Origin of the sequence: Streptomyces sp. NPDC057939 (assembly GCF_042887545.1) — a bacterium.
Lineage (GTDB): Bacteria > Actinomycetota > Actinomycetes > Streptomycetales > Streptomycetaceae > Streptomyces.
The window spans coordinates 1-25,793 of sequence record NZ_JBHVPG010000080.1 but is presented as its reverse complement, the minus strand read 5'-3'; the positions used below and the strand labels follow the sequence as shown (position 1 = coordinate 25,793).

Below are 25,793 nucleotides of genomic sequence, written 5' to 3'. Positions count from 1 at the left end.
CGGCGCCCCCGGGCCCCGCCCCGGCGGCGCCCGCCGCCGCCGCCCGACCCTCCGCAGGACCCCCGGCGGCCCCGGGCTCGGCGACCGGGCCCCCGCCGGCCGGGGCCCGGACCCCGGCCGCCCGGACCGCCGTGGTCGCCCCGGTGCTCCCCGCCGCGGCCGTCACTGGGGTTCCGGCCCCCGACCCGCGCTCCAGCGCCCGTAGCGCCGCCGCGGCCTCCGCCGCCGACGCGGGGCGGTCGGCAGGGTCCTTCGCCAGCAGCGTGGCCAGCAACGCGGCCGTCCCCGCGGCCACCGGAAGCGGGGCCGGGGTCTCCTCGATGTGCCGCACCATGAGGGCGTACGGGCTCCCCGCCGAGCCGAAGGGCGGCTCCCCGCCCAGCAGCGCGTACAGCACGCACCCCAGCGCGTACAGGTCGCAGCGGGCGTCGACCCGCTCGCCCCGCCACTGCTCGGGAGCCATGTAGGCGGGCGTCCCGAACATCCGGCCCGTGACCGTCCAGCCGGCCGTGGCGTCCGAGGAGTGCGCGATGCCGAAGTCGCAGATCTTGAGCCGGCCACCGGGCAGCAGGAACAGGTTCCCGGGCTTGAGGTCCCGGTGCACCACGGCCTGCGCGTGCGCGGCGGACAGAGCCTCGGCCGTCTGCGCGGCCAGGTCCAGGGCCGTCGCCGCGGGCAGCCCGCCCGGGGAGCGGGCCAGCACCGCCGCCAGGTCCTCGCCCGACAGCAGCTCCATGACGATGAAGAGGCGGCCGTCCTGCCGGCCCACGTCGTGCACCACGGTGATCCCCGGGTGCTGGAGCCGCGCCCCGATCGTCGCCTCGCGCCGGAACCGCGCGGCCGGCTCGTCGCCCGTCGCCGCCTCCAGCAGCACCTTCACCGCGACCGACCGGCCCAGGCTCAGGTCGTGCCCGCGCCACACCTCGCCCATCCCGCCCCGACCGAGCCGCTCGTCCAGCCGGTACCGGCCCGCCAGTTCATCCCCCACCCGCACCGCGCATGCCCCCTGACTCCACGTCAATGACGTTTCCCCAGGGGGCATTGTGTACCGCCAAGTGAACGGCAGGGGGTCGGCGGGGCGCGGCCGGCGACGGCGCCGCTACGGCGCGCCGCGCCTGCGGATCCTGCTCCCCAGCCACACCAACGGGTCGTACTTGCGGTCCGCGGCCCGCTCCTTCAACGGGATGAGCGCGTTGTCCGTGATCCTGATGCCCTCGGGGCAGACCTCGGTGCAGCACTTGGTGATGTTGCAGTAGCCGAGCCCGTGCTCCTCCTGGGCCGAACGCCCGCGGTCCAGGCCCGCCCCGGCGGCCGCGTCCAGCGGGTGCATGTCGAGTTCGGCGATCCGCATCAGGAAGCGCGGGCCGGCGAAGGCGCCCTTGTTCTCCTCGTGGTCGCGGACCACGTGACAGGTGTCCTGGCACAGGAAGCACTCGATGCACTTGCGGAACTCCTGCGAGCGTTCCACGTCCACCTGGTCCATCCGGTACGCGCCCGCCGGCACACCCGGCGGCGGCACGAAGGCCGGCACCTCCCGCGCCTTCGCGTAGTTGAACGAAACGTCCGTGACCAGGTCCCGGACCACCGGGAACGCCCGCAGCGGGGTGATCGTGACCGTCTCGTCCCGGTCGAAGACCGACATCCGCGTCATGCACAGCAGCCGCGGCCGGCCGTTGACCTCGGCGCTGCACGAACCGCACTTGCCCGCCTTGCAGTTCCAGCGCACCGCCAGGTCCGGGGTCTGCGTCGCCTGCAACCGGTGGACGATGTCCAGGACGACCTCGCCGTCGTTGACCTCGACGGTGAAGTCCCGGAGTTCGCCGCCCTCGGCGTCGCCGCGCCAGACCCGGAAGGCGGCATCGTAGGTAGTCACTCGTAGAGCTCCTCTTCGGCGAGGTACTTGACCAGCTCGTCCTTCTCGAACAGCGCGAGCAGGTCCGGGCGGATGGGTTCGGTCCGGGTACGGACGAGCGCGATCCGGTCGGCCGCCGGGTCCGCGGGGGCCGGCCCGGACTCCGCGGGAACGCACAGCAGGTTCACCGCACGCCAGTCCCGCTCCATCGCCGGGCAGTCCTCGCGGGTGTGCCCGCCCCGGCTCTCGGTGCGCTCCAGGGCCGCGCGGGCCACGCATTCGCTGACCAGCAGCATGTTGCGCAGGTCCAGCGCCAGGTGCCAGCCCGGGTTGAACTGCCGGTGCCCCTCGACCCCGGCGCGCGCCGCCCGTACGCGCAGCGCCGCGAGCTTCTCCAGCGCCTCGGCCATCTCGCCCTCCCGGCGGATGATGCCGACCAGATCGTTCATGGTCGTCTGGAGCTCCTGGTGGAGCGTGTACGGGTTCTCCGCGCCCTCGGCCGCGTGGAAGGGGGCCAGGGCCTCCGCCGCCGCCGCGTCGACCTGCTCCTGCGGGGCGACCGGACGAGCGGCCCCGGCCGCGGCGGCGTGCTCCGCCGCGTGCAGGCCCGCCCGCCGGCCGAACACGAGCAGGTCGGAGAGGGAGTTGCCGCCGAGCCGGTTCGAGCCGTGCATGCCGCCCGCCACCTCGCCGGCGGCGAACAGTCCGGGCACGCCCACGGTCGCCGCGGTGTCGGAGTCGACCGCGATGCCGCCCATCACGTAGTGGCAGGTCGGACCGACCTCCATCGCCTCGGCGGTGATGTCGACGTCCGCGAGCTCCTTGAACTGGTGGTACATGGAGGGCAGCCGCCGCCGGATCCGCTCCGCCGGCATCCGGGTGGACACGTCGAGGAACACCCCGCCGTGCGGGGAGCCGCGGCCCGCCTTCACCTCGGAGTTGATCGCCCGGGCCACCTCGTCGCGGGGGAGCAGTTCGGGCGGACGCCGGTTGTGGTCCGGGTCCTCGTACCAGCGGTCGCCCTCCTCCTCGGACTCGGCGTACTTCTCCTTGAAGACGTCCGGGACGTAGTCGAACATGAACCGCTTGCCCTCGCTGTTGCGCAGCACCCCGCCGTCGCCGCGCACCGATTCGGTGACGAGGATGCCCTTGACCGAGGGCGGCCAGACCATGCCGGTCGGGTGGAACTGCACGAACTCCATGTTCAGCAGGGGCGCGCCCGCGAGCAGGGCCAGGGCGTGCCCGTCGCCGGTGTACTCCCAGGAGTTGGAGGTGGTCTTGAAGGACTTGCCGATCCCACCCGTGGCCAGCACCACCGCCGGCGCCTCCAGGACGAAGAAGCGGCCGGACTCGCGCTCGTAGCAGAACGCCCCCGAGACGGCGGCGTTCGCGTCGTTCGGGCCGAGGTCCTTCAGGACCCGGGTGACCGTGCACTCCTGGAAGACCTTGAGCCGGGCCTCGTGGTCGCCGTGCTCCTTGAAGTCCTCCTGCTGGAGGGCGACGATCTTCTGCTGGAGGGTGCGGATCAGTTCGAGCCCGGTGCGGTCGCCGACGTGCGCGAGGCGCGGGTACTCGTGCCCGCCGAAGTTGCGCTGGGAGATCCTCCCGTCGGGGGTGCGGTCGAACAGGGCGCCCCAGGTCTCCAGTTCCCAGACCCGGTCCGGTGCCTCCTTGGCGTGCAGCTCGGCCATCCGCCACTGGTTGAGGAACTTCCCGCCGCGCATGGTGTCGCGGAAGTGGACCTGCCAGTTGTCGCCCTCGTTCACGTTGCCCATGGAGGCGGCGATTCCGCCCTCCGCCATCACCGTGTGGGCCTTGCCGAAGAGGGACTTGCAGATCACGGCCGTCCGCGCGCCCCGCTCCCGGGCCTCGATGGCGGCCCGCAGCCCGGCGCCGCCCGCGCCGACCACGACCACGTCCCATTGCTGCCGGTCGACTTGCGCCATGTCAGAAGATCCTCGGGTCGTCGAAGGTGCCGGTGGCCAGCAGGTACACGTAGAGGTCGCACACGGCCACGCTGATCAAAGAGGCCCACGCCAGCTGCATGTGGCGGGCGTTGAGCCGGCTGACCCAGCCCCACAGGCGGTAGCGCACCGGGTGCTTCGAGAAGTGCTTCAGGCGGCCGCCCATGATGTGCCGACAGGAGTGGCAGGACAGCGTGTACGCCCAGATCAGCACCGTGTTGGCCAGGAAGATCAAGGTGCCCAGGCCCGCGTGGCCCCACTCGTAGTGCGCGTCGCGGAAGGTCAGCACGGCGTCGTAGGTGAGGATCCCGGCGACCGGGACCGCCGCGTAGAAGAAGTAGCGGTGCGCGTTCTGGAGGATCAGCGGGAAGCGGGTCTCACCGGTGTACGAGGAGTGCGGCTCGGCGACGGCGCAGGCGGGCGGCGACGCCCAGAAGCCCCGGTAGTAGGCCTTGCGGTAGTAGTAGCAGGTCAGCCGGAAGCCGAGCGGGAAGACCAGGATCAGCAGCGCGGGGGACAGGCCCCACCAACTGCCGAGGAGGTCCAGGTTGGGGCCGCCGCGCATCCGCTCGCAGTTCTCCGCCAGGCAGGGGGAGTAGAAGGGCGAGACGTACGGGGCCGCGTAGTAGTGGGCGTTGGCGAACGCCCGCCAGGTCGAGTACGCGATGAAGGCGAGCAGCCCGGCCGCGGTGCCGGCGGGCGACAGCCACCACCGGTCGGTCCGCAGGTGCCGGGCCGCGATGGCGGCCCGCGAGGGTCCGTGGACGCCGCCGGGCCGCTGCTGGGATGGTTCCGTGCCTGTGGCCAAGGAGAACTCCGGGTGGAGTGTCGAGGGGTGGCCCAGGAGACCCGGCGCCTGGGGCGCCGGGCCAGATGGGGTGGGTACGGGCGGTCCGACGGCGCGTCAGGGGGCGCGGCGGTCGCGGGCTCCGAGGCCCTCGTCGTCGGAGTCCGTCCAGAGCGTGCTGTCGTACGGCGTGTCCGGGACGGTGATCATCGGGGGCCGACCCGGGGGCGCCTGCGGCGCGCCGCCTGCCGGTGCCTGCCGGGCGATGTCCTGCTCCAGCCGCTCCACCGAGCGGACCAGCTCGTTCAGGTTGCGTCGTACGGCGGTCAGATCGTCTTGCAGGGACATGACGTGCCCTCACTTCCGCGGGTGCGGTGACCGTGCTCATGGGCGCCTGCGAGTGTCACCCCTCCCGTCCCCGGTTGTGAAGAGACGTGCGGCGATTGCGGGCGCGCAGGCCGAAACGCGCGCCCCTCCCGCCCCCTCGCCGTCCCCCGTGCGGGCGAACGGAGGCCCGCGTCGCAAGCCGGATTGGTCCGCCCGGGTGGGGTTCGCGGCGTGGCGCGGTCCGGCTCCGGGGCGCCCGGGGGGCTGTCTATTTCAGTGGGTTTCGACACCAGTGTGATCAGCTCCATATACCGCCGAACGTGATCTTGACCCCCACTTTTCGTGTCCCATCACGCCCCGCTCCGGAGGTACCACCCATGTCCCAGCGAACGCGCAGGTCCTTGGCGCTCCTGACCTCGGGAGTCCTCGCACTGCCGCTCCTCGCGGGCTGCGGCGCGGGCGACGAGGAAGGCGGACGGGCCGCCGCGGGTCCGGACATCGCGGCGACGGCCCGCGACCGGGTCACGGACGGCGGCGTCCTGCGCTGGGCCGTGGACAGCCTGCCGGACACGCTGAACACGTTCCAGGCCGACGCGGACGCCACCACCTCCCGCATCGCCGGCGCGGTCCTGCCGCACCTCTTCGTCCTGGACGGCAAGGGCCGGCCCGTGGCCAATCCCGACTACCTGGAGAAGGCCGAGGTCGTCGAGCGCGAGCCCAAGCAGGTCGTCCTCTACAAGCTGCACCAGCAGGCGGTCTGGAGCGACGGCCGGGAGATCGGGGCCGCCGACTTCGTGGCCCAGTGGCGGGCCCTGAACGGCAAGGACTCGGCCTACTGGACGGCCCGCAACGCGGGCTACGACCGGATCGAGAAGATCGAGAAGGGCAAGACCGACCTGGAGGTCAAGGTCACCTTCTCCAAGCCGTACGCGGACTGGCGGTCGCTGTTCAGCCCGCTGTACCCGAAGCAGGTCACGGGCACCCCGGACGCCTTCAACGAGGGGGCCCGCGGCACCCTCAAGGTCACCGCCGGCCCCTTCTCCCTGGGCGCCATCGACAAGAAGACCGGCACCGCCGCGCTGACCCGCAACCCGCGGTGGTGGGGTCAGCCGGCGAAGCTGGACACCCTGGTGCTGACGGCGGTGCCCCGCGCGCAGCGGCCGGCCGCGCTGGCCGCCGGGAAGATCGACCTCGGGGAGATCGACCGGGCGGGCGCCGACCGGATCGCCCTCGCCCACCGCGACGCCGGGCGGGCGCACGGCGCGAACGGGGCGCACGGCCCCGGCGCGGCGCTGACGCCCGCGCAGGCCACCCTGTCCTGGGCGCTGGCCCACGGCGCGGACGAGGGCAAGGCCAGGGAGGAGCAGGAGCTCCGGCAGAAGAACGCCGACGCCGTCAAGAAGTACGCCGACGAGCAGGCCGCCCTGCGCACCTTCGCCGTCCGCAAGTCGCTGGAGCCTGCCTACACCCAGCTCGCCATGAACGGCGCCTCCGGCCCGCTGGCCGACGAACGCGTGCGGCGCGCAGTCGCCCGCGCCCTGGACCGCAAGGCGCTGGCCGAGATCGTGCTCAAGCCGCTCGGACTGCCCGCCGAACCCGTCGGCAGCCACCTGGCCCTCGCGGGGCAGCAGGCGTACGCCGACAACAGCGACGCCCTCGGAGGCCGCGACCCCAAGGCCTCCCAGGCGCTCCTCGCCGACGCCGGATGGCGCCGGGGCGGCCGGCTGACCGACCCCGCCGGCACCAAGGCGGGCCCGGAGGGTTCCGGGAAGGACGACTCGAAGACCCCCTCGGCGGCCGCGGGCCCGGGCACCGGCAACGACGGCCTCTACATCGTGGGCGAGGAGGACGGCCGCAACGGCGACCTGCGCTCCGCCGCCGCCCGGCTGACCGCCCGCACCGGGGCCCTCACCGGCCGTCCGGCGGCCGCTCCGGGCGACCACGGGGGCGAGCGCGGGCACGACGCCGTGCCGCCGCTCCCGGACGGATCCGCGTACGGGCTCGACGGGGAGATCGTCGACGCCGACGCCTTCCTGCCGGGCGGACCCGGAGCCGGGGAGGACCGGCCGGCCGCCGCCCTGGCCCCGGCCTCCCTCGCCGCCCAGCAGGAGGACGTCCTGCTGGCGCAGGCCGAGGCCGTCGACGACGGCAAGCGCGCCGAGGCCGCGGCGGACGAGGACGACGCCAAGGAGCCCGCGGAGGCCAGCCCCGCCCCCGCACCCGTCAAGCAGACGGCCCGCACCTCCGGCACGATGCTCGCCAAGGACGGCAAGCAGCTCACCCTGCGCTTCGTGCTCCCCGCCGGACCGGGCTCCGAGGCCCTGCGCTCGGTCGGCGAGCGGATCTCCCGGATGCTCAAGGAGATCGGCGTCGGCACCGAGATCACCAAGGTCGCGGACGAGAGCTTCTTCAAGGACCACATCGCCTCGGGCCAGTACGACCTGGCCCTCTACTCCTGGCCGGCCACGGCCTACCCGGCCACCGACGCCCGGCCCATCTTCGCCAAGCCGGAGCCGGCCGCGGACGGCTCGCTGCTCGTCGAACAGAACTACACCCGCGTCGGCACCGACCACATCGACCAGCTGTTCGACGAGGCGCTCGGGGAGCTCGACGAGAAGCAGGCCCGCGAGCTGATGCGCAAGGCGGACGCCCGCATCTGGGCCGCCGCCGGATCCGTCCCGCTGTACCAGCGCCCCGAGCTGGTGGCGGCCAAGCCCGGCCTCGTCAACGCCGGTGCCTTCGGCCTCGGAGCGCCCCGCTTCCAGGACATCGGATGGAAGAAGGCCGTCCAGGCGAAGGACAAGAAGAAGTAGTGGGGGACGGCGGGCGTACCGCCGGAGGAGAAGTGGTGACAAACGGGTGCGGTACCGGGTGACCCGCGCCTCACAAGCTCAGAAGTGACTCAAGTCCCTTGCCCGTCGGAGGACCCGGCGGGCAAGGTCGTGCATACCCGTTGACCCGCATGAACACTGGCTCCACGGACGGCCGGGACTCCCCACCCCACACCCGGTCGTCCTCGCTCGTCCGGCCTCTTGACAGACCCCCCGGCAGGCGGTTCCCGCCATCCGACGTACGATGGGGTAAGGCCGTGGCAGGTTTTCGCCCGGTCGAGGCGCGCGTGCCAGGCCGTACGCGACGCCATCCACGATCCCGGGAGAAGCGCCGAAGTGCCCACGCGCCACGACATCCGTAACGTCGCCATCGTCGCCCACGTCGACCATGGCAAGACGACCATCGTCGATGCCATGCTCAAGCAGGCCGGTGCCTTCGCCGCCCACCAGCACCTCGACGACCGCATGATGGACTCGAACGACCTGGAGCGTGAGAAGGGCATCACGATCCTCGCCAAGAACACGGCGGTGAAGTACCACCCCAAGTCCGGCGGGGCGCCCATCACGATCAACATCATCGACACCCCCGGCCACGCCGACTTCGGTGGTGAGGTCGAGCGCGGTCTGTCCATGGTGGACGCGGTCGTCCTGCTGGTGGACGCCTCCGAGGGTCCGCTGCCCCAGACCCGCTTCGTGCTGCGCAAGGCCCTGCAGGCGAAGATGCCGGTCATCCTGTGCATCAACAAGACCGACCGCCCGGACTCCCGGATCGACGAGGTCGTCAACGAGACCTACGACCTGTTCCTGGACCTGGACGCGGACGAGGACCAGATCGAGTTCCCGATCGTCTACGCCTGTGGCCGTGACGGCGTCGCGTCGCTGACCAAGCCGGAGGACGGCACCGTCCCCGCGGACAGCGACAGCCTGGAGCCGTTCTTCTCCACCATCCTGGAGCACGTCCCCGCGCCGGTGTACGACGAGGAGGCCCCGCTCCAGGCCCACGTCACCAACCTGGACGCCGACAACTTCCTGGGCCGCATCGCCCTGGTGCGCGTCGAGCAGGGCGAGCTCCGCAAGGGTCAGACCGTCGCGTGGATCAAGCGTGACGGCACGATCTCGAACGTCCGCATCACCGAGCTGATGATGACCGAGGCGCTCACCCGCAAGCCGGCCGAGGTGGCGGGCCCGGGTGACATCTGCGCGGTCGCCGGTTTCCCCGACATCATGATCGGCGAGACCCTGGCCGACCCGGAGAACCCGATCGCGCTTCCGCTGATCTCGGTCGACGAGCCGGCGATCTCCATGACCATCGGTACGAACACCTCCCCGATGGTCGGCCGCGGCGGCAGCGGCAAGGGCGCGGACGCCAAGTCCGCGGTCAAGGACCGCAAGGTCACCGCCCGCCAGGTCAAGGACCGTCTGGACCGCGAGCTGATCGGTAACGTCTCGCTCCGCGTCCTCGACACCGAGCGTCCCGACGCCTGGGAGGTCCAGGGCCGCGGTGAGCTCGCGCTCGCCATCCTGGTCGAGCAGATGCGCCGCGAGGGCTTCGAGCTGACCATCGGCAAGCCGCAGGTGGTCACGCAGGAGATCGACGGCAAGACCCACGAGCCGGTCGAGCGCATGACGATCGACGTCCCCGAGGAGCACATGGGCGCGGTCACGCAGCTCATGGGCGTGCGCAAGGGCCGCATGGACAACATGTCGAACCACGGCTCCGGCTGGGTCCGCATGGAGTTCGTCGTCCCGTCGCGCGGCCTGATCGGCTTCCGTACGGAGTTCCTGACCGGTACGCGCGGCACCGGCATCGCCCACTCGATCCACGAGGGCCACGAGCCGTGGTTCGGCACGCTGGTGACCCGTAACAACGGTTCCCTGGTCGCCGACCGCGCCGGTTCGGTCACGCCGTTCGCGATGATCAACCTGCAGGAGCGCGGCGTCCTGTTCACCGAGCCCGGCACCGAGGTGTACGAGGGCATGATCGTCGGCGAGAACTCGCGCTCCGACGACATGGACGTGAACATCACCAAGGAGAAGAAGCTCACCAACATGCGTGCGGCTTCGGCGGACAACACCGAGAACGTGGTGCCGCCGCGCAAGCTCTCCCTGGAGCAGTCCCTGGAGTTCTGCCGCGACGACGAGTGCGTCGAGGTGACCCCGGAGGCCGTCCGCATCCGCAAGGTCGTCCTGGACCAGAAGGACCGCTCGCGCACCGCTTCTCGCGCCAAGTCGGGCAAGTAGTACCGCCGCGCCCGACAGTTGGGGGACACGCCCCCCGACTGCCGGGCGCCCGGGGCCGGTTCGCACCGGACCACCAGTAGGACCCCGCCGGAACCCGAGAGGGTTCCGAGGGTGCTGTCGTACCGTCATCGCGGTACCGCAGCGGGAGCGCGGCCATCCGATCGACTGTCGAAAAGTCGTACGGCTGGAAACGACCCCTCCTCCCGCCGAGCCGGCGGGAGGAGGGGTCGTTCGCGTTTGTCAAGCGGATTGTTGCGTTCTGGTGTCCGCATTCCGACCGTGACACTCCGGAAGGTGGGCTAACAGTCCGTTTCGCACGTGTCTGTCTCATATCCGTTTGTCCGGATATCGGGTTTTCGCCATGCGGTGATGTTGTGAAAACGAGACCACTTAAGTGTGGTTTACGGTCTGGGCGTCCCTGAGGATGGCTCCATTGAGCTCGGGTCAATGGGTCACACGCTGTGGGGAGCGTCGACTCACGAGCACACACGATGGGACCGGATTTCGCTGTCAGGGGTGTCAGCGGAGCCGGGTCCTTCACGAATCGACAGTGACTCCTGAGGAGGCAATTACCCATGCGCGGAGCAACGAGCGCCAAGTGGGTCGCGGGTGCCGTCATCGTGGCGATGGCCGCCACGGCTTGCAGCACCAGCAAGGACAACGCGGGCGGCGAGGGTGGCAACATCACCGTGCTGCTCGGCGAGCCGCAGCACGGCCTGGTGGGTCAGAACACCGCCGAGTCCGAGGGCGCCGAGGTCCTCAACGCGCTCTTCACCGGTCTGGTCGACTACGACAACAAGACCAACGAGCCCAAGCTCGCGGTCGCGGAGTCCATCGACACCACGGACTCGAAGACCTGGACCATCAAGATCAAGGACGGCTACACCTTCCACAACGGCGAGAAGGTCGACGCCCAGTCGTTCGTCCGCGCCTGGAACTGGGGTGCCAACCAGGACAACGCGGCCGAGGGCCTGCCGTTCTTCTCGAAGATCGAGGGCTCCGACGAGCTCGCGCCGGGCAAGGACAAGAAGCCCACCTCCAAGGAGCTCAAGGGCCTGAAGGTCGTTGACGAGAAGACCTTCACCGTCACGCTGAAGGAAGCCTTCTCCCAGTTCAAGACCATGCTGGGCTACAACGCCTTCTACCCGCTGCCCAAGGCGTTCGAGGCCGACCCGAAGAAGTTCGGCGAGGCTCCGATCGGCAACGGCGCCTTCCAGATGGACGGCGCCTGGGAGCACAACAAGCAGATCAAGGTCAAGCGGTTCGACAAGTACCCGGCCGAGGGTCGCGCCAAGCTGGCCGGCGTCACCTTCAAGATCTACGACAACCTGGACACGGCGTACAACGACCTGCGCGCCGACAACCTCCAGATCGTCGACAAGCTCCCGATCTCCGCGATGGCCAACGTCTCGCAGGAGTTCGGCGACCGCTACCTGTACAAGCCCGAGTCGGGCGTCGGCTACCTCGGCCTCCCGCTGGAGCAGAACCCCGAGGCGTACGGCAAGGTGGAGATCCGTCAGGCCATCTCCATGGCCATCGACCGGGACGCCATCACGAAGACCATCTTCAACGGCACCCGCAAGCCGGCCGACGACTTCATCAGCCCGATCATCCCGGGCTACCGCAAGGGCGCCCTGGGCGAGGTCGGCACGTACAACCCGACCAAGGCCAAGGAACTCTGGACCAAGGCCGGCGGTGTCCCCGGCAACAAGATGGAGCTCGGCTACAACGCCGACGGCGGCCACAAGGAGTGGATCGAGGCCGTCGCGAACCAGCTGAAGGCCAACCTCGGCGTCGAGGTGACCACCAAGCCGTACGCCAAGTTCGGTGAGCTGCTGGACGACCTCGGTGCCTCGAAGTACAAGGGTGCCTTCCGCATGGCGTGGTCCATGGACTACCCGGCGGCGGAGAACTACCTCCGTCCGATCTTCTCGAAGGTCGCGATCGAGAACGGCTCCAACTACGGCCACTACAAGAACGACGAGTTCGAGGCCCTGATGGCGGAGGCCGACAAGGCCACCGACCCGGCCGAGGGCCTGAAGCTGTACCAGAAGGCCGATGACATCATCATCCGCGACCTTCCGTACATCCCGGTCTTCACCTACATGTCTTCTTCGGCCTACTCCAAGTCCGTGAAGAACGTTCAGGTCGACGCCCAGGGCCGCATGGACCTGGCGAACGTCGAACTCAACTAACACCCCTCTTCACTTAGGGGAACCCGGGGGCGGGCAGGCGGAGGCAGGTCTCCGCCTGCCTGCCCTTTCCCCCTGTTCTTGCTGGAGGTCTGATGGGCCGCTACCTCATCCGCCGACTCATACAGGCGATCCCTGTCCTGATCGGTGCCACGTTCCTCATCTACTGGCTGGCGTTCAAACTCCCCGGTGACCCGATCCAGGCTCTCGCCGGAGAGAAGAAGGCCGACCCGATCGTCGCGGCGATGCTTCGCGAGAAGTACCACCTCGACGACTCGTTCCTGTCGCAGTACTGGAACTACATAACCAACCTCTTCCAGGGCAACTTCGGCGAGACCCTGACCGGGCGTTCCGTCTGGGACAAGATCACCGAAGCCTTCCCCTACACGATGAACCTCGCGATCGTCGCGTTCATCATCGAGGCCGTCGTCGGCGTCACCGCCGGCATCATGGCCGCCCTGCGCCGGGGCAAGTTCCTCGACCAGCTCGTGCTGCTCTCCACCCTGCTCGTCATCTCGGTCCCGGTCTTCGTGAGCGGGTTCGTCCTCCAGCTGACGCTGGGCGTGCAGCTCAAGAACAGCTGGGGCATCGACTTCTTCTCCGTCTCCTTCAACGAGAACGACGGCATCCGCGCCTACCTCCTCCCGGCGCTGGTACTCGCCTCGACCTCGCTCGCGTACGTGGCCCGACTGACCCGTACGTCGATGATGGAGACCATGCGCTCCGACTACGTGCGCACCGCGACCGCGAAGGGTCTTCCCCGTCGCCGCGTCGTCGTCAACCACGGTCTGCGCAACGCCCTCATCCCGATCGTCACCTTCCTCGGCGCCGACCTCGGAGCCCTGATGGGCGGCGCGGTCATCACCGAGAAGATCTTCAACATCCACGGTGTCGGCGGTCTGTTGGCCGAGTCGGTGTACCGCAAGGAGGGCACCGTGATCGTGGGCGTCGTCTCGCTCCTGATCATCGTGTACCTCGTCGCCAACCTGATCGTGGACCTGCTCTACGCAGTGCTCGACCCGAGGATCCGCTATGCGTGACACAACTACGGTGGGGGATGAGTTGACCGACACCCAGACCGCCGAAGCTCCCTCCGCGAGCGGACCGGCCGCGGGCAAGCCCGGCCACGGCAAGCCGAAGAAGGAGCGCGAGGCCAGCCTCTGGTCCGACGCCGTCTCCGACCTCCGGCGCAACCCGATCTTCCTGATCGGTGGCGCGCTCGTCCTCATCCTGCTCGTGCTCGCCGCGGTCCCGCAGTGGTTCACGCCCGGCAGCCCCTTCGAGGCCGGCGCGTGCAAGCTGCAGGACTCGCTCAAGAAGCCGAGCGCCGAGCACTGGTTCGGCTTCGACGTCCAGGGCTGCGACGTCTACACGCGCACCGTGTGGGCCGCCCGCAACTCGATCATCGTCGGCATCGTCACGACCACGCTGGTGGTCGTCGTCGGTGGCGCGCTCGGCCTCATCGCCGGCTGGATCGGTGGATTCGTCGACAGCATCCTGTCCCGCTTCACCGAGATCTTCTTCGCCATCCCGCTGCTCCTCGGCGGCATGCTGATCATGTCGGGTCTCGGCAAGGGCAACGCCTGGACGGTCTCCGTCGTACTGGCCACCCTGGGTTGGCCGCAGATCTTCCGCATCATGCGTTCCTCGGTGCTGCAGAACAAGAACAACGACTACGTCGTCGCCGCCCGCGCGCTGGGCGCCGGCACGATGCGCATCACGCTGCGGCACATCCTGCCGAACGCGATCGCGCCCGTCATCGTGGTCGGTGCGATCAGCCTCGGTGTGTACATCGGCGCGGAGTCCGCGCTGTCGTACCTCGGCATCGGCGTCCAGCCGCCCGGCATCTCCTGGGGCCTGATGGTCAGCGACGCTTCCGTCCGCTGGCTCCAGGCACCTCACGTGCTCCTCTTCCCGGCCGTCGCGCTGAGCATCACCGTGCTCGCGTTCATCATGGTCGGCGACGCGGTGCGCGACGCCCTCGACCCGAAGCTGCGCTGAGGAAGGGCGTACGTTGACCATCATCGACAAGACCTCGAACGTCCCCGCGCCCCGATCGGCGCCGGAGGGCACCACCCCCCTGCTGGACGTGCGCGACCTGCACGTCGAGTTCCACACCCGCGACGGCGTGGCCAAGGCCGTCAACGGCGTCTCGTACTCGGTGAACGCCGGCGAGACCCTCGCCGTCCTCGGCGAGTCCGGCTCGGGCAAGTCCGTGACGGCGCAGGCCATCATGGGCATCCTCGACATGCCCCCCGGCAAGATCCCGCAGGGCGAGATCCTGTTCCAGGGCACCGACCTGCTCAAGCTGTCGACCGAGGAGTTCCGCAAGGTCCGCGGTTCGAAGATCGCCATGATCTTCCAGGACGCGCTGTCCTCGCTGAACCCCGTGCACACCGTCGGCGCCCAGCTCGGCGAGATGTTCCGGGTGCACCGCGGCATGTCCAAGAAGGACTCCACGGCCAAGGCCGTCGAGCTCATGGACCGCGTCAAGATCCCCGCCGCCAAGGCGCGCGTGGGTGACTACCCGCACCAGTTCTCCGGCGGCATGCGCCAGCGCATCATGATCGCCATGGCGATGGCCCTGGAGCCCGACCTGATCATCGCCGACGAGCCGACCACGGCCCTCGACGTGACGGTCCAGGCCCAGGTCATGGACCTCCTCGCGGAACTCCAGCGCGAGATGAACATGGGCCTGATCCTGATCACCCACGACCTCGGCGTCGTCGCCGACGTCGCGGACAAGATCGCCGTCATGTACGGCGGTCGGATCGTCGAGAACGCCCCGGTCCACGAGATCTACAAGCGCCCCGCGCACCCGTACACCCGCGGCCTGCTCGACTCGATCCCGCGCCTGGACCAGAAGGGCCAGGAGCTCTACGCGATCAAGGGCCTGCCGCCCAACCTGCTCGCCATCCCCTCGGGCTGCGCCTTCAACCCGCGCTGCCCCAAGGCTCAGGACATCTGCCGCACGGAGGTTCCCGTGCTGCACCAGGTGACCGAGCAGGACGGCACCGAGCTGCCCGGCCGCGGCAGCGCGTGCCACTTCTGGAAGGAGCAGATCCATGGCTGACCTCACCAAGCCCAAGGGCGAGCCGATCCTTCAGGTGCGCAACCTGGTCAAGCACTTCCCGCTGACCCAGGGCATCCTGTTCAAGAAGCAGGTCGGCGCGGTCAAGGCCGTGGACGGCGTCTCCTTCGACCTCTACCAGGGCGAGACCCTCGGCATCGTCGGCGAGTCCGGCTGTGGCAAGTCCACCGTCGCCAAGCTGCTGATGAGCCTGGAGAAGGCCACCGCGGGCGAGGTCTTCTACAAGGGCCAGGACATCACCCGGCTGTCCGGCAAGGCCCTCAAGGCCGTCCGCCGCAACATCCAGATGGTGTTCCAGGACCCGTACACCTCGCTCAACCCGCGCATGACGGTCGGCGACATCATCGGCGAGCCCTTCGAGATCCACCCCGAGGTGGCTCCCAAGGGCGACCGGCGCCGCAAGGTCCAGGAGCTCCTGGACGTCGTGGGTCTGAACCCGGAGTACATCAACCGCTACCCGCACCAGTTCTCCGGCGGTCAGCGCCAGCGCATCGGCATCGCCCGCGGCCTCGCGCTCAACCCGGAGATCATCATCTGCGACGAGCCGGTCTCCGCGCTCGACGTGTCGGTGCAGGCCCAGGTCATCAACCTGATGGGCAAGCTGCAGGACGAGTTCAACCTGTCCTACGTGTTCATCGCGCACGACCTCTCGATCGTCCGGCACATCTCGGACCGCGTGGGCGTCATGTACCTGGGCAAGATGGCCGAGATCGGCTCCGACGCCGAGATCTACGAGCACCCCACCCACCCGTACACGCAGGCACTGCTCTCCGCCGTGCCCGTGCCGGACCCGGAGGCCCGCGAGGGCCGCGACCGGATCATCCTCACCGGTGACGTGCCCTCGCCGGCCAACCCGCCGTCGGGCTGCCGCTTCCGCACCCGCTGCTGGAAGGCCGAGGCGCGCTGCGCCGAGGAGGAGCCGCTGCTGGCGATCCCGACCCGGTTCACCGGAGTGGCCACCCCGGCCGCGCACGAGTCGGCGTGCCACTTCGCGGAGGAGCGGGCGGTCCTGCCCGTCTGACCCCCGCCCCGGCCACGGCCGTACGACGCCCAGGGCGCCCGGCACCGGAAACCTCCGGTCCGGGCGCCCCGGCGCGTTCGGGGCCCGGCCGCCGTGGGGGAAAGCCGGTTGCGGCGGGCCCCCGGCGGCGTCGAGAGTGGGCGGATGACCGACTTGCTGACCGTCCGTCCGGCGGGCCCCGGGGACGCGTCCGACATCTGCGCACTGCTCAACGCCGTCGACGTCATCGAGATCGGCAGACCCGAGACGGACCTCGGCACGGTCGAGGCCGATCTGAACCACCCCGACGTGGACCTGGCCGCCGACTCCTGGCTCGCCTTCCGCGCCGGCCGGCTCGTCGCCTACGCCCTGGTGTGGGCCGACTCCGGGCCGGGCCGCGTCGACGGCGACCACTACGTCCTGCCCGGCGAGGACGAGGCCGCCCTGCGCCTGCTGACGCTGATGGAGGCCCGGGCGGCCACCCTCGCGGCCGGTGCCCCGCAGGCCCGCCTGCGGATCCAGCTCAACGTGAAGCCCACCCTCGACCTCGGGCTGCTCGCGAAGCGCGGCTACCGGACGATCCGTCACTACCAGGTGATGACCCGCGCACTGGCCCCGGACACGGACCTGCCGCCCGCCCCGCCCGCCGGGCTCACGCTGCGCGACTGCGCCGCCGACGAGGCCGACCGGCGCCGGGCCCACGCCCTCGTCGAGGAGACCTTCGCCGCGCACTTCGGCCACGTGGACCGCGCGTACGAGCCCTGGCTGGACCACCTCGACGCCCGCGCACTCGACTGGTCGCTGGTGTGGATCGCCTCGCTGCCCGCCGAGGGCGACGTCGCCGTGCTCCTGACCCGGGACGACCGCACCAGCATGGGCTGGTTCAGCCACATCGGCGTCCGCGAGGACCTCCGCGGCCGCGGCATCGGCGGCCACCTGCTGCGCCACGGTTTCGCCGCCTACGCGGCCCGCGGCCGGCGGACGGTGGGCCTCGGGGTCGACACCCACAACGAGACGGGCGCCCTCGCGCTGTACGAGGCGCACGGCATGGCGCTGCACTACGCGGTCGACACCTGGGAGCTGCCCATGCACTCGCAGGGGTGACAGCGGCGTGACGCGCGGGTGCAATCGGTCGAACGGGAGTGTAGGGGGCCGTGCGGAGGGTGACAGTGGGCCCTAAGCGAGTCCGGGACCCATAGGAGGCACTCCATGCGCGGAGCCACCCACGTCAAGTGGGCCGCATGCGCGGCGGCCGTCGCCCTCACGGTGACGGCCTGCGGCGGTGGCAGCGACGGCGGGGACGCGGGCGGTGGCGCGGGGATCGTCAGCTCCTCGTGGGGTGACCCGCAGAACCCGCTGGAGCCGGCCAACACCAACGAGGTGCAGGGCGGCAAGGTCCTCGACATGCTGTTCCGCGGCCTCAAGCGGTACGACGCGAAGACCGGCGAGGCGAAGGACATGCTCGCCGAGAAGATCGAGACCACCGACAGCCAGAACTTCACGATCACGCTGAAGGACGGCTGGAAGTTCAGCAACGACGAGCCGGTCACCGCCCAGTCCTTCGTGGACGCCTGGAACTACGGGGCCGACGTCCGCAACAAGCAGAACAACTCGCCGTTCTTCTCCGACATCGTCGGCTACGACGACGTGCACCCGGCCTCGGGCGAGCCGAAGACGAAGACCATGTCCGGGCTGGTCGTCAAGGACCCCAGGACGTTCACCGTGGCCCTCAAGGAGAAGTTCTCCACCTGGCCCGAGACCCTCGGGTACCAGGCCTTCTCCCCGCTGCCGAAGTCCTTCTTCACCGACCACACCGGCTGGCTCGCCAAGCCCGTCGGCAACGGCCCGTACACGGTGGACTCGTACACCAAGGGCACCGGCATGAAGCTGCGCGCGTGGGAGGGCTACCCGGGCACGGACAAGGCGCAGAACAGCGGCGTCGACCTCAAGGTGTACACCGACAACAACACGGCCTACACCGACCTGATCTCCGGCAACCTCGACCTGGTCGACGACGTCCCGGCGCAGCAGCTGAAGAACGTCAAGAACGACCTCGGCGACCGGTACATCAACCAGCCCGCCCTGATCATCCAGACCCTCACCTTCCCGCTGTACGACCCGCAGTGGGGCAAGGAGGGCATGGAGAAGGTCCGCCGCGGCATCTCCATGGCGATCAACCGCGACGAGATCACCAAGCAGATCTTCCGCGAGACCCGCACCCCGGCCAAGGACTGGACCTCCCCGGCCCTCGGCGAGGCGGGCGGGTTCTCCGCCACCGCGTGCGGGGATGCCTGCGTCTACGATCCGGCCGAGGCCAAGAAGCTCATCCAGGAGGGCGGCGGACTCCCCGGCGGCAAGGTCACGCTGACCTCCAACGTGGACACCGGCTCGCACCGCGACTGGATGGACGCCGTCTGCAACAGCGTCAACAACGCGCTCGGCGAGGGCCCCGTCTGCACGGTCAACCCGGTCGGCACCTTCGCGGACTTCCGCAACCAGCAGAGCTCCTTCAAGCTCACCGGGCCCTTCCGCTCCGGCTGGCAGGCCGACTACCCGCTGATCCAGAACTTCCTGGAGCCGCTCTACTACACCGGCGCCTCCTCCAACTACGGGAAGTTCAGCAACCCGGACTTCGACAAGCTCATCGACGACGCGAACAAGGAGAACGACGCCACGAAGGCGACCGCGATCTTCCGGGACGCGGAGAAGATCCTCGCCGAGCAGATGCCGTCCATCCCGCTCTGGTACCAGAACGGCAGCGCCGGCTACTCCGAGCGGCTCTCCGACGTGGCCCTGAACCAGTTCAGCGTCCCCGTGTACGACCAGATCAAGGTCGCCTGACCGCCTCCGACGGATCGAACCGGGCCTCCCACCGCCCCCGGGGCGGGGGAGGCCCGCCGCGCCCACCGACAGCATGGAGCACTCCATGGGACGTTACGTGATCCGGCGGCTGCTCCAGATGATCCCCGTGTTCATCGGCAGCACGTTCCTGATCTTCTTCATGGTGTACGCGCTCGGCGATCCGGTGGCCGCCCTCTTCGGCGACAAGGCACCGGACCCCGCCACCGCGGCCCGCATCCGCAAGGACCTGTACCTCGACCAGCCCCTGTGGAAGCAGTACCTCCACTACATGGGCCAGATCTTCCAGGGCGACTTCGGCACCGCCTTCAACGGGCAGCCCGTCACCGAGCTCATGGCTAGCGCCTTCCCCGTCACCCTGCGCCTGACCATCGTCGCGATCGTCATCGAGGTCTTCGTCGGCATCACCCTCGGCGTCGTCAGCGGCCTGCGCCGCGGCCGGGCCACCGACACCACCCTCCTGGTGCTCACCCTCGTCGTCATCTCGGTGCCCACCTTCGTGACCGGCTACCTGCTCCAGTACCTCTTCGGCGTCAAGTGGGGCTGGGTGCGGCCCACGGTCTCCCCGGACGCGCCCTTCAGCGAGCTGATCCTGCCCGGCATCGTCCTCGCCCTCGTGTCCCTCGCGTACGTCACCCGCCTCTCGCGCACCTCCATCGCCGAGAACGTCAAGGCCGACTACGTCCGCACCGCCGTCGCCAAGGGGCTGCCGCGCCGCCGGGTCATCACCCGCCACCTGCTGCGCAACTCCCTCATCCCGGTCGTCACCTTCATCGGCACCGACATCGGCGCCCTGATGGGCGGCGCCATCGTCACCGAGCGGATCTTCAACATCCACGGCGTCGGCTACCAGCTCTACCAGGGCATCCTGCGCAACAACTCACCGACCGTGGTCGGCTTCGTGACCATCCTCGTGATCGTCTTCCTGCTGGCGAACCTGCTCGTCGACCTGCTCTACGCGGTCCTGGACCCGAGGATCCGTTATGCCTGAGCCCGAGCGCCCCGACAATCCCGGCGGGTACGACCCCGTCGGCCCCCGGGAGGGAGAGGCCATGTCGCCCACCGGTCAGGGCGGCGCCATGGACCTCGCGCTGGAGGAGGCCGAGAGCGTCGAGGGGATCACGAAGACCGGCGGCCCGGGCGGTTTCGGCGAGAAGGCCCGCTCCCTGTGGTCCGACGCCTGGCACCAACTGCGCCGCAACCCGGTCTTCATCGTCTCCTCGCTGCTGATCCTCTTCCTCGTCGTCATCTCCATCTGGCCGCAGCTCATCGCGAGCGGCGACCCCCTGCAGTGCGACCTGTCCAAGTCCCAGGAGGGCTCCTCCCCGGGCCACCCCTTCGGCTACGACACCCAGGGCTGCGACGTCTACACCCGGACCGTCTACGGGGCCCGCGCCTCCATCACCGTCGGCATCTGCGCGACCGTCGGAGCCGCCCTGCTCGGCTCCGTGCTCGGCGGACTCGCCGGCTTCTTCGGGGGGTGGGGGGACTCGCTGCTCTCCCGGGTCGCCGACATCTTCTTCGGCATCCCCGTCGTCCTCGGCGGCCTCGTGTTCCTGTCCGTGGTGACCAGCACCACCGTGTGGCCCGTCGTCGGGTTCATCGTGCTGCTCGGCTGGCCGCAGATCGCCCGCATCGCGCGCGGCTCGGTCATCACCGCCAAACAGAACGACTACGTCCAGGCCGCCCGCGCCCTCGGCGCCGGTAACGGCCGGATGCTGCTGCGGCACGTCGCGCCCAACGCCGTCGCGCCCGTCATCGTCGTCGCCACCATCGCGCTGGGCACCTACATCGCCCTTGAGGCCACCCTGTCGTTCCTCGGCGTCGGCCTGCGCCCGCCGACGGTCTCCTGGGGCATCGACATCTCCAACGCCGCCTCGCAGATCCGCAACGCCCCGCACATGCTGCTCTATCCCGCGGGCGCGCTCAGCATCACCGTGCTCGCCTTCATCATGCTCGGCGACGCTGTGCGCGACGCCCTCGACCCCAAGCTGCGCTGAGGAGTGAGCCGTCAGATGCTGCTCGAAGTCCGCGACCTGCACGTGGAGTTCAAGACCCGCGACGGCGTCGCGAAGGCCGTCAACGGCGTGAACTACTCGGTCGACGAGGGCGAGACCCTCGCCGTGCTCGGCGAGTCCGGCTCCGGCAAGTCCGTCACCGCCCAGGCCGTGATGGGCATCCTCGACACCCCGCCCGGTCGGATCGCGGGCGGCGAGATCCTCTTCCAGGGCCAGGACCTGCTGAAGATGAAGGAGGACGAACGGCGCAGGATCCGCGGCGCGCGGATGGCCATGATCTTCCAGGACGCCCTGTCGTCCCTCAATCCCGTGGTCAGCGTGGGCGCCCAGCTCGGCGAGATGTACGAGGTCCACCGCGGGATGTCCCGCAAGGACTCCCGCGCCAAGGCCGTCGAGCTGATGGACCGGGTGAAGATCCCGGCCGCGAAGGACCGGGTGGGTGACTACCCGCACCAGTTCTCCGGCGGCATGCGCCAGCGCATCATGATCGCCATGGCGATGGCCCTGGAGCCCGCCCTCATCATCGCGGACGAACCGACCACGGCCCTGGACGTCACCGTGCAGGCACAGGTCATGGACCTGCTCGCCGAGCTCCAGCGCGAGATGAACATGGGCCTGATCCTGATCACCCACGACCTCGGGGTCGTCGCCGACGTCGCCGACAAGATCGCCGTCATGTACGCGGGCCGGATCGTCGAGGCCGCCCCCGTCGACGCGATCTACGGCGCCCCCGCCCACCCGTACACCCGGGGCCTGCTCGACTCGATCCCGCGCCTGGACCAGAAGGGCCAGGAGCTCTACGCGATCAAGGGCCTGCCGCCCAACCTGCTCGCCGTCCCGTCCGGCTGCGCCTTCAACCCGCGCTGCCCGATGGCCCGCCCCGTCTGCCGTACCGAGGTGCCGCCGCCGGCCGAGGTGGGCCCGGACCGGACGAGCGCGTGCTTCTTCTGGAAGGAGTGCCTCGGTGCCTGAAGCCATCCTGGAGGTCCGCGACCTCGTCAAGCACTACCCGCTGACCCAGGGGATCCTGTTCAGGAAGCAGGTCGGCGCGGTCAAGGCCGTCGACGGGGTCTCCTTCGGCCTCGCCCGGGGCGAGACCCTCGGCATCGTCGGCGAGTCCGGCTGCGGCAAGTCCACCGTCGCCAAGATGCTGGTCAACCTGGAGCGCCCGACCGCCGGATCGATCTCGTACAAGGGCGAGGACCTCACCCGGCTGTCCGGCAAGGCCCTCAAGGCCGTCCGCCGCAACATCCAGATGGTGTTCCAGGACCCGTACACCTCGCTCAACCCGCGCATGACGGTCGGCGACATCATCGGCGAGCCCTACGAGATCCACCCCGAGGTGGCCCCCAAGGGGGATCGGCGCCGCAAGGTCCAGGACCTCCTCGACGTGGTCGGTCTGAACCCGGAGTACATCAACCGCTACCCGCACCAGTTCTCCGGCGGCCAGCGCCAACGCATCGGCATCGCCCGCGGCCTCGCCCTCCAACCGGAGGTCATCGTCGCCGACGAGCCCGTCTCCGCCCTCGACGTCTCCGTCCAGGCCCAGGTGGTCAACCTGCTGGAACGGCTCCAGAACGAGTTCGACCTGTCGTACGTGTTCATCGCGCACGACCTCTCGATCGTCCGCCACATCTCCGACCGGGTCGGCGTCATGTACCTGGGCCGCATCGTGGAGATCGGCTCCGACACCCAGATCTACGAGCACCCCACCCACCCGTACACGCAGGCGCTGCTCTCCGCCGTCCCCGTGCCGGACCCGCGGGCCCGCGCCCACCGGGAGCGCATCATCCTCTCCGGCGACGTGCCCTCTCCGGCCAACCCGCCGTCGGGCTGCCGCTTCCGCACCCGATGCTGGAAGGCCGAGGCGCGCTGCGCCGAGGAGGAGCCGCTGCTCGCGGTTCCGGCGGTCTTCCCGTCGGGGCCGATCGCCCATCCGTCGGCCTGTCACTTCGCGGCCGAGAAGCAGGTGGTCCCGCCGTCCCCGGAACCGCCCGCGCCGCCGCCCCAGGCTCAGGTTTAGCCCGGCCTGTCCCGGGAAGCCCGCTCCGGACACCCCCGCGGACCCCGGCGGACCGCCCGGACGGGCCCCTTCCGCCGATGATTTTTGGCCACCCGTCGGCGTCGGTCGCGGATCGCGCCCCCGTGACTGCCGTAACGGCAACACGCTTTACACGGGGGCAACTTGACCGTTTCTGACCCGAGATCTGGGCCGGGCACCCTGGGCGGGTGCGGCCGTGCGGGTGCCGACAGCCGGCCGGGGAGGCGCGCAGCCACCCCGGCCGGCGTTTTCGTGCCCCCGTCCGTGTCCGCCGTACGCCCCTCGTGCTGCCGGAATTCGATCGATACGCTGGTACGGATAGTTATGATCCGTAGCGCACGGTGGGGTACGACTTCGCCGCGCGCGCAGGGAAACGCGTACCGATGTCCGCTCGACGTGGAGGTGAACCGCCGTGGCACTCTCGATCTCGGCCGTGGTGCTGCTGGCGATCGTCGTCTTCCTTCTGGTCCGGAGGTCGGGTCTGAAGGCGGGGCACGCGTTCGTCTGCGTACTGCTCGGGTTCTACCTGGCGAGCTCGACGATCGCTCCGACGCTCAGCCAGCTCACGTCCAACGTGGCGAGCATGATCAGTGGCCTCAAGTTGTAGGTCCGGCTCGTAGGCTGAACCCATGAACGGTCTTCCCGCCCGCCGGCTGCTCCTCGTGCACGCGCACCCGGACGACGAGTCCATCAACAACGGCGTCACCATGGCCAAGTACGCGGCCGAGGGTGCCCACGTGGCCTTGGTGACCTGCACCCTCGGCGAGGAGGGCGAGGTCATCCCGCCGGGGCTGGCCCACCTGACGGCCGACCGCGAGGATGCGCTCGGCCCCTTCCGGGTCGGTGAACTCGCCGCCGCCATGAAGGAGCTCGGGGTCGCCGACCACCGCTTCCTCGGCGGTCCGGGCCGCTTCCGGGACTCCGGGATGATGGGCGCGCCCCAGAACGTGCGCCCCGGCGCATTCTGGTCCGCCGACCTGGACGAGGCCGCCGGATACCTCGTCGAGGTGATCCGCGAGCTGCGCCCGCAGGTCCTCGTCACCTACGACCCGGACGGCGGGTACGGACACCCCGACCACATCCAGGCCCACCGCGTCGCGACGCGCGCCGCGGAACTCGCCGCCGCGGCCGACCACCGGCCGGAGCTCGGCGCCCCGCACGCCATCGCCAAGGTCTACTGGAACCGGGTCCCGCGCTCGGTCGTCGACGAGGGCTTCGCCCGGCTCGCCGAGGCCCGGGACGCGACGCCCTTCCCCGGTCTCGCGACCCCGAAGGACGTCCCGGGAGTGGTCGCCGACGAGCGGATCACCGCCGAGATCGGCGACGACGCCGGACAGGACTTCGCGGCGGCCAAGGCGGCCGCCATGCGCGCCCACGTCACCCAGGTCGCCGTCGACGGCCCCTTCTTCGCCCTCTCGAACGATCTGGCCCAGCCGCTGTTCACCCGGGAGTACTACGAACTGGCCACCGGCGAACCCGGCGCCCCGGCGGGCGTCCGCGAGCGCGACCTCTTCGCGGGGGTGGACGCGTGACCACCGCCTGGACGCCCGGACGCGTCGCCGTCCTGCTCGGTCTGCTGGTCCTCGGCGCGCTCACCGGCGCGGCCGGCTGGCTCGTGGTGGACCTGTGGTTCCCCGGCGGGCTGCTGCTCGCGCTGCTCGCCCTCTTCGGGCTCTTCCTCGGTGGCCGGATCTCGACCGGCGCGGGCATCGGCGTGGGTGCGGCGGCGATCGGCTGGTTCATCTCGTACGTGGTGCTCAGCCTTCCGCGCCCGGAGGGCGATTTCCTGCTCGGTTCATCCGGAATCGGTATGTACGCATACCTTTTGGGTGGTAGTGCGATCGCTGTGATCTGTGCCACGGTGAGGCTGTCCCCGGACCGTCCCGTTTCGGCCGCGCGACCGCGCGGTTGACGGTCCGTCCCACTCCTCGGGACTCCGATCGGGGACGGCTTGAGGGGGTTTGACGGGCCCTCGGGCGGGCCCGCGCGGACGGTCAAGAGGAACCCTGGATTCCTGGGGGACAGTTGTGCGCGGGCGACGGCCAGTATGGTGGACGGGCCGCCGAGCTGCCCGCGCACGGTATGACGGGCGGCGGAGCCAACCGGGAGAACCTGCCTTGAGTCGTGAAACCGACAGTTCGCCCCCCGGGCCCGCAGGGCACGGTGGAGCCGTCTACCCCTCGGGTACACCGCCGTACGGAACCGGCCACTACCCGTCCACGGACGCCGCGGCGACCGCCCCGGAGGAGAACCCTGTGACGTCGAACCCGTCCACGCCCGACAATGACGGGCCGAAGACCGAGACCACCCTGACGACCCGTATCCGGATCAACATTCCGGGTTCGCGGCCGATCCCGCCCGTGGTCGTGCGCAAGCCGGTGAGGGACACCGAGCAGCCCGCCGGGCCCGAGCCGATCCAGGCCGCGCCCGCGCCGGCCCCGGAGCGGTCCGCGCCGCCCGTGCGCTCGGCCCTGCCGCCGGGCCCGCCGGCCGCGCCGGCCCCGGCCCCCGCGGCCCCTCCGGCCCCCGCGCCGGCCGAGTCGCAGGAGGCGGCCAACAGCAACTGGTTCGCCCCGCGCAAGGCCACCCC

The 25,793-nt window shown here is 70.2% G+C and carries 21 protein-coding genes and 1 pseudogene; 17 read left to right on the top strand and 5 right to left on the bottom strand.

Translation table 11 applies throughout. The features are described from left to right. The 5 genes from ACFVS6_RS40580 to ACFVS6_RS40560 all read right to left on the bottom strand — a co-directional run. The coding region (locus ACFVS6_RS40580; RefSeq protein WP_389711567.1) for a serine/threonine-protein kinase at positions 1–994 on the bottom strand (994 nt) is incomplete at its 3' end. A gap of 105 nt (positions 995–1,099) precedes the next feature. After that, complete coding sequence (locus tag ACFVS6_RS40575) at positions 1,100–1,873, bottom strand: succinate dehydrogenase/fumarate reductase iron-sulfur subunit (RefSeq protein ID WP_389711566.1); 774 nt, start codon at positions 1,871–1,873, stop codon at positions 1,100–1,102. Further along, on the bottom strand, positions 1,870–3,798 hold the full coding sequence (locus ACFVS6_RS40570) for a fumarate reductase/succinate dehydrogenase flavoprotein subunit (RefSeq protein ID WP_389711565.1): 1,929 nt from the start codon (positions 3,796–3,798) through the stop codon (positions 1,870–1,872). The genes ACFVS6_RS40575 and ACFVS6_RS40570 overlap by 4 nt, the downstream gene beginning before the upstream one ends. 1 nt (position 3,799) lies before the next feature. Continuing rightward, positions 3,800–4,624, bottom strand: a complete 825-nt coding sequence (locus ACFVS6_RS40565) for a hypothetical protein (protein ID WP_389711564.1) — start codon at positions 4,622–4,624, stop codon at positions 3,800–3,802. 96 nt (positions 4,625–4,720) lie between these two features. Next, on the bottom strand, positions 4,721–4,951 hold the full coding sequence (locus ACFVS6_RS40560; protein ID WP_389711562.1) for a hypothetical protein: 231 nt from the start codon (positions 4,949–4,951) through the stop codon (positions 4,721–4,723). A 356-nt stretch (positions 4,952–5,307) separates the two neighbouring features. Here ACFVS6_RS40560 and ACFVS6_RS40555 point away from each other — a divergent pair, with 356 nt between their 5' ends. The 17 genes and pseudogenes from ACFVS6_RS40555 to ACFVS6_RS40475 all read left to right on the top strand — a co-directional run. Continuing rightward, complete coding sequence (locus ACFVS6_RS40555; protein WP_389711561.1) at positions 5,308–7,743, top strand: ABC transporter family substrate-binding protein; 2,436 nt, start codon at positions 5,308–5,310, stop codon at positions 7,741–7,743. Positions 7,744–8,097: 354 nt separating this feature from the next. Beyond that, a complete protein-coding gene (gene typA, locus ACFVS6_RS40550; protein ID WP_389711560.1) occupies positions 8,098–10,002 on the top strand; it encodes a translational GTPase TypA in 1,905 nt (634 codons plus the stop codon). Between the two features lie 575 nt (positions 10,003–10,577). Beyond that, entirely contained in the window at positions 10,578–12,197 is a 1,620-nt protein-coding gene (locus tag ACFVS6_RS40545) for an ABC transporter substrate-binding protein (protein ID WP_389711558.1), read from the top strand. 92 nt (positions 12,198–12,289) lie between these two features. Next, positions 12,290–13,234 carry an ABC transporter permease gene (locus ACFVS6_RS40540; protein ID WP_389711557.1) on the top strand — a complete coding sequence of 315 codons (945 nt, stop codon included), beginning with the start codon at positions 12,290–12,292 and terminating at the stop codon, positions 13,232–13,234. Next, positions 13,227–14,195: an ABC transporter permease gene (locus ACFVS6_RS40535; RefSeq protein WP_389711556.1), complete on the top strand. Its 969-nt coding sequence runs from the start codon at positions 13,227–13,229 to the stop codon at positions 14,193–14,195. Before ACFVS6_RS40540 ends, ACFVS6_RS40535 begins: the two co-directional genes overlap by 8 nt. Positions 14,196–14,208: 13 nt before the next feature. Further along, a complete protein-coding gene (locus ACFVS6_RS40530) occupies positions 14,209–15,267 on the top strand; it encodes an ABC transporter ATP-binding protein (protein WP_389711555.1) in 1,059 nt (352 codons plus the stop codon). Further along, positions 15,260–16,306, top strand: coding sequence for an ABC transporter ATP-binding protein (locus ACFVS6_RS40525; protein ID WP_389711554.1), 1,047 nt, complete (start codon positions 15,260–15,262; stop codon positions 16,304–16,306). Before ACFVS6_RS40530 ends, ACFVS6_RS40525 begins: the two co-directional genes overlap by 8 nt. A gap of 144 nt (positions 16,307–16,450) precedes the next feature. Then, positions 16,451–17,389, top strand: a complete 939-nt coding sequence (locus ACFVS6_RS40520) for a GNAT family N-acetyltransferase (RefSeq protein WP_389711553.1) — start codon at positions 16,451–16,453, stop codon at positions 17,387–17,389. Positions 17,390–17,494: 105 nt separating this feature from the next. Beyond that, positions 17,495–19,126, top strand: coding sequence for an ABC transporter substrate-binding protein (locus ACFVS6_RS40515; protein WP_389711552.1), 1,632 nt, complete (start codon positions 17,495–17,497; stop codon positions 19,124–19,126). A gap of 85 nt (positions 19,127–19,211) precedes the next feature. Further along, positions 19,212–20,135: an ABC transporter permease gene (locus ACFVS6_RS40510; RefSeq protein WP_389711551.1), complete on the top strand. Its 924-nt coding sequence runs from the start codon at positions 19,212–19,214 to the stop codon at positions 20,133–20,135. Next, entirely contained in the window at positions 20,128–21,144 is a 1,017-nt protein-coding gene (locus ACFVS6_RS40505) for an ABC transporter permease (RefSeq protein ID WP_389711550.1), read from the top strand. The genes ACFVS6_RS40510 and ACFVS6_RS40505 overlap by 8 nt, the downstream gene beginning before the upstream one ends. A 15-nt stretch (positions 21,145–21,159) precedes the next feature. Continuing rightward, the gene (locus ACFVS6_RS40500; RefSeq protein WP_389711549.1) at positions 21,160–22,134 is read left to right on the top strand and encodes an ABC transporter ATP-binding protein; all 975 of its coding nucleotides are present in this window, start codon (positions 21,160–21,162) and stop codon (positions 22,132–22,134) included. Beyond that, the gene (locus ACFVS6_RS40495; RefSeq protein WP_389711548.1) at positions 22,127–23,185 is read left to right on the top strand and encodes an ABC transporter ATP-binding protein; all 1,059 of its coding nucleotides are present in this window, start codon (positions 22,127–22,129) and stop codon (positions 23,183–23,185) included. Before ACFVS6_RS40500 ends, ACFVS6_RS40495 begins: the two co-directional genes overlap by 8 nt. A gap of 430 nt (positions 23,186–23,615) precedes the next feature. After that, the gene (locus ACFVS6_RS40490; RefSeq protein ID WP_030226073.1) at positions 23,616–23,810 is read left to right on the top strand and encodes a hypothetical protein; all 195 of its coding nucleotides are present in this window, start codon (positions 23,616–23,618) and stop codon (positions 23,808–23,810) included. A 22-nt stretch (positions 23,811–23,832) separates the two neighbouring features. Further along, entirely contained in the window at positions 23,833–24,735 is a 903-nt protein-coding gene (mshB, locus tag ACFVS6_RS40485; protein ID WP_389711547.1) for an N-acetyl-1-D-myo-inositol-2-amino-2-deoxy-alpha-D-glucopyranoside deacetylase, read from the top strand. Beyond that, positions 24,732–25,115, top strand: a complete 384-nt coding sequence (locus ACFVS6_RS40480; RefSeq protein ID WP_389711546.1) for a DUF6113 family protein — start codon at positions 24,732–24,734, stop codon at positions 25,113–25,115. The genes mshB and ACFVS6_RS40480 overlap by 4 nt, the downstream gene beginning before the upstream one ends. Before the next feature lie 205 nt (positions 25,116–25,320). Beyond that, positions 25,321–25,793, top strand: a pseudogene (locus ACFVS6_RS40475) (hypothetical protein); the annotation flags it as partial.

Excerpts from the sequence above, each read along its gene's own strand:
- ACFVS6_RS40570 (WP_389711565.1), bottom strand. The coding sequence starts at position 3,798 with ATGGCGCAAGTCGACCGGCAGCAATGGGACGTGGTCGTGGTCGGCGCG.
- ACFVS6_RS40560 (WP_389711562.1), bottom strand. The coding sequence starts at position 4,951 with ATGTCCCTGCAAGACGATCTGACCGCCGTACGACGCAACCTGAACGAG.
- ACFVS6_RS40555 (WP_389711561.1), top strand. The coding sequence starts at position 5,308 with ATGTCCCAGCGAACGCGCAGGTCCTTGGCGCTCCTGACCTCGGGAGTC.
- ACFVS6_RS40545 (WP_389711558.1), top strand. The coding sequence starts at position 10,578 with ATGCGCGGAGCAACGAGCGCCAAGTGGGTCGCGGGTGCCGTCATCGTG.
- ACFVS6_RS40540 (WP_389711557.1), top strand. The coding sequence starts at position 12,290 with ATGGGCCGCTACCTCATCCGCCGACTCATACAGGCGATCCCTGTCCTG.
- ACFVS6_RS40535 (WP_389711556.1), top strand. The coding sequence starts at position 13,227 with ATGCGTGACACAACTACGGTGGGGGATGAGTTGACCGACACCCAGACC.
- ACFVS6_RS40525 (WP_389711554.1), top strand. The coding sequence starts at position 15,260 with ATGGCTGACCTCACCAAGCCCAAGGGCGAGCCGATCCTTCAGGTGCGC.
- ACFVS6_RS40520 (WP_389711553.1), top strand. The coding sequence starts at position 16,451 with ATGACCGACTTGCTGACCGTCCGTCCGGCGGGCCCCGGGGACGCGTCC.
- ACFVS6_RS40515 (WP_389711552.1), top strand. The coding sequence starts at position 17,495 with ATGCGCGGAGCCACCCACGTCAAGTGGGCCGCATGCGCGGCGGCCGTC.
- ACFVS6_RS40510 (WP_389711551.1), top strand. The coding sequence starts at position 19,212 with ATGGGACGTTACGTGATCCGGCGGCTGCTCCAGATGATCCCCGTGTTC.
- ACFVS6_RS40505 (WP_389711550.1), top strand. The coding sequence starts at position 20,128 with ATGCCTGAGCCCGAGCGCCCCGACAATCCCGGCGGGTACGACCCCGTC.
- ACFVS6_RS40500 (WP_389711549.1), top strand. The coding sequence starts at position 21,160 with ATGCTGCTCGAAGTCCGCGACCTGCACGTGGAGTTCAAGACCCGCGAC.
- mshB (WP_389711547.1), top strand. The coding sequence starts at position 23,833 with ATGAACGGTCTTCCCGCCCGCCGGCTGCTCCTCGTGCACGCGCACCCG.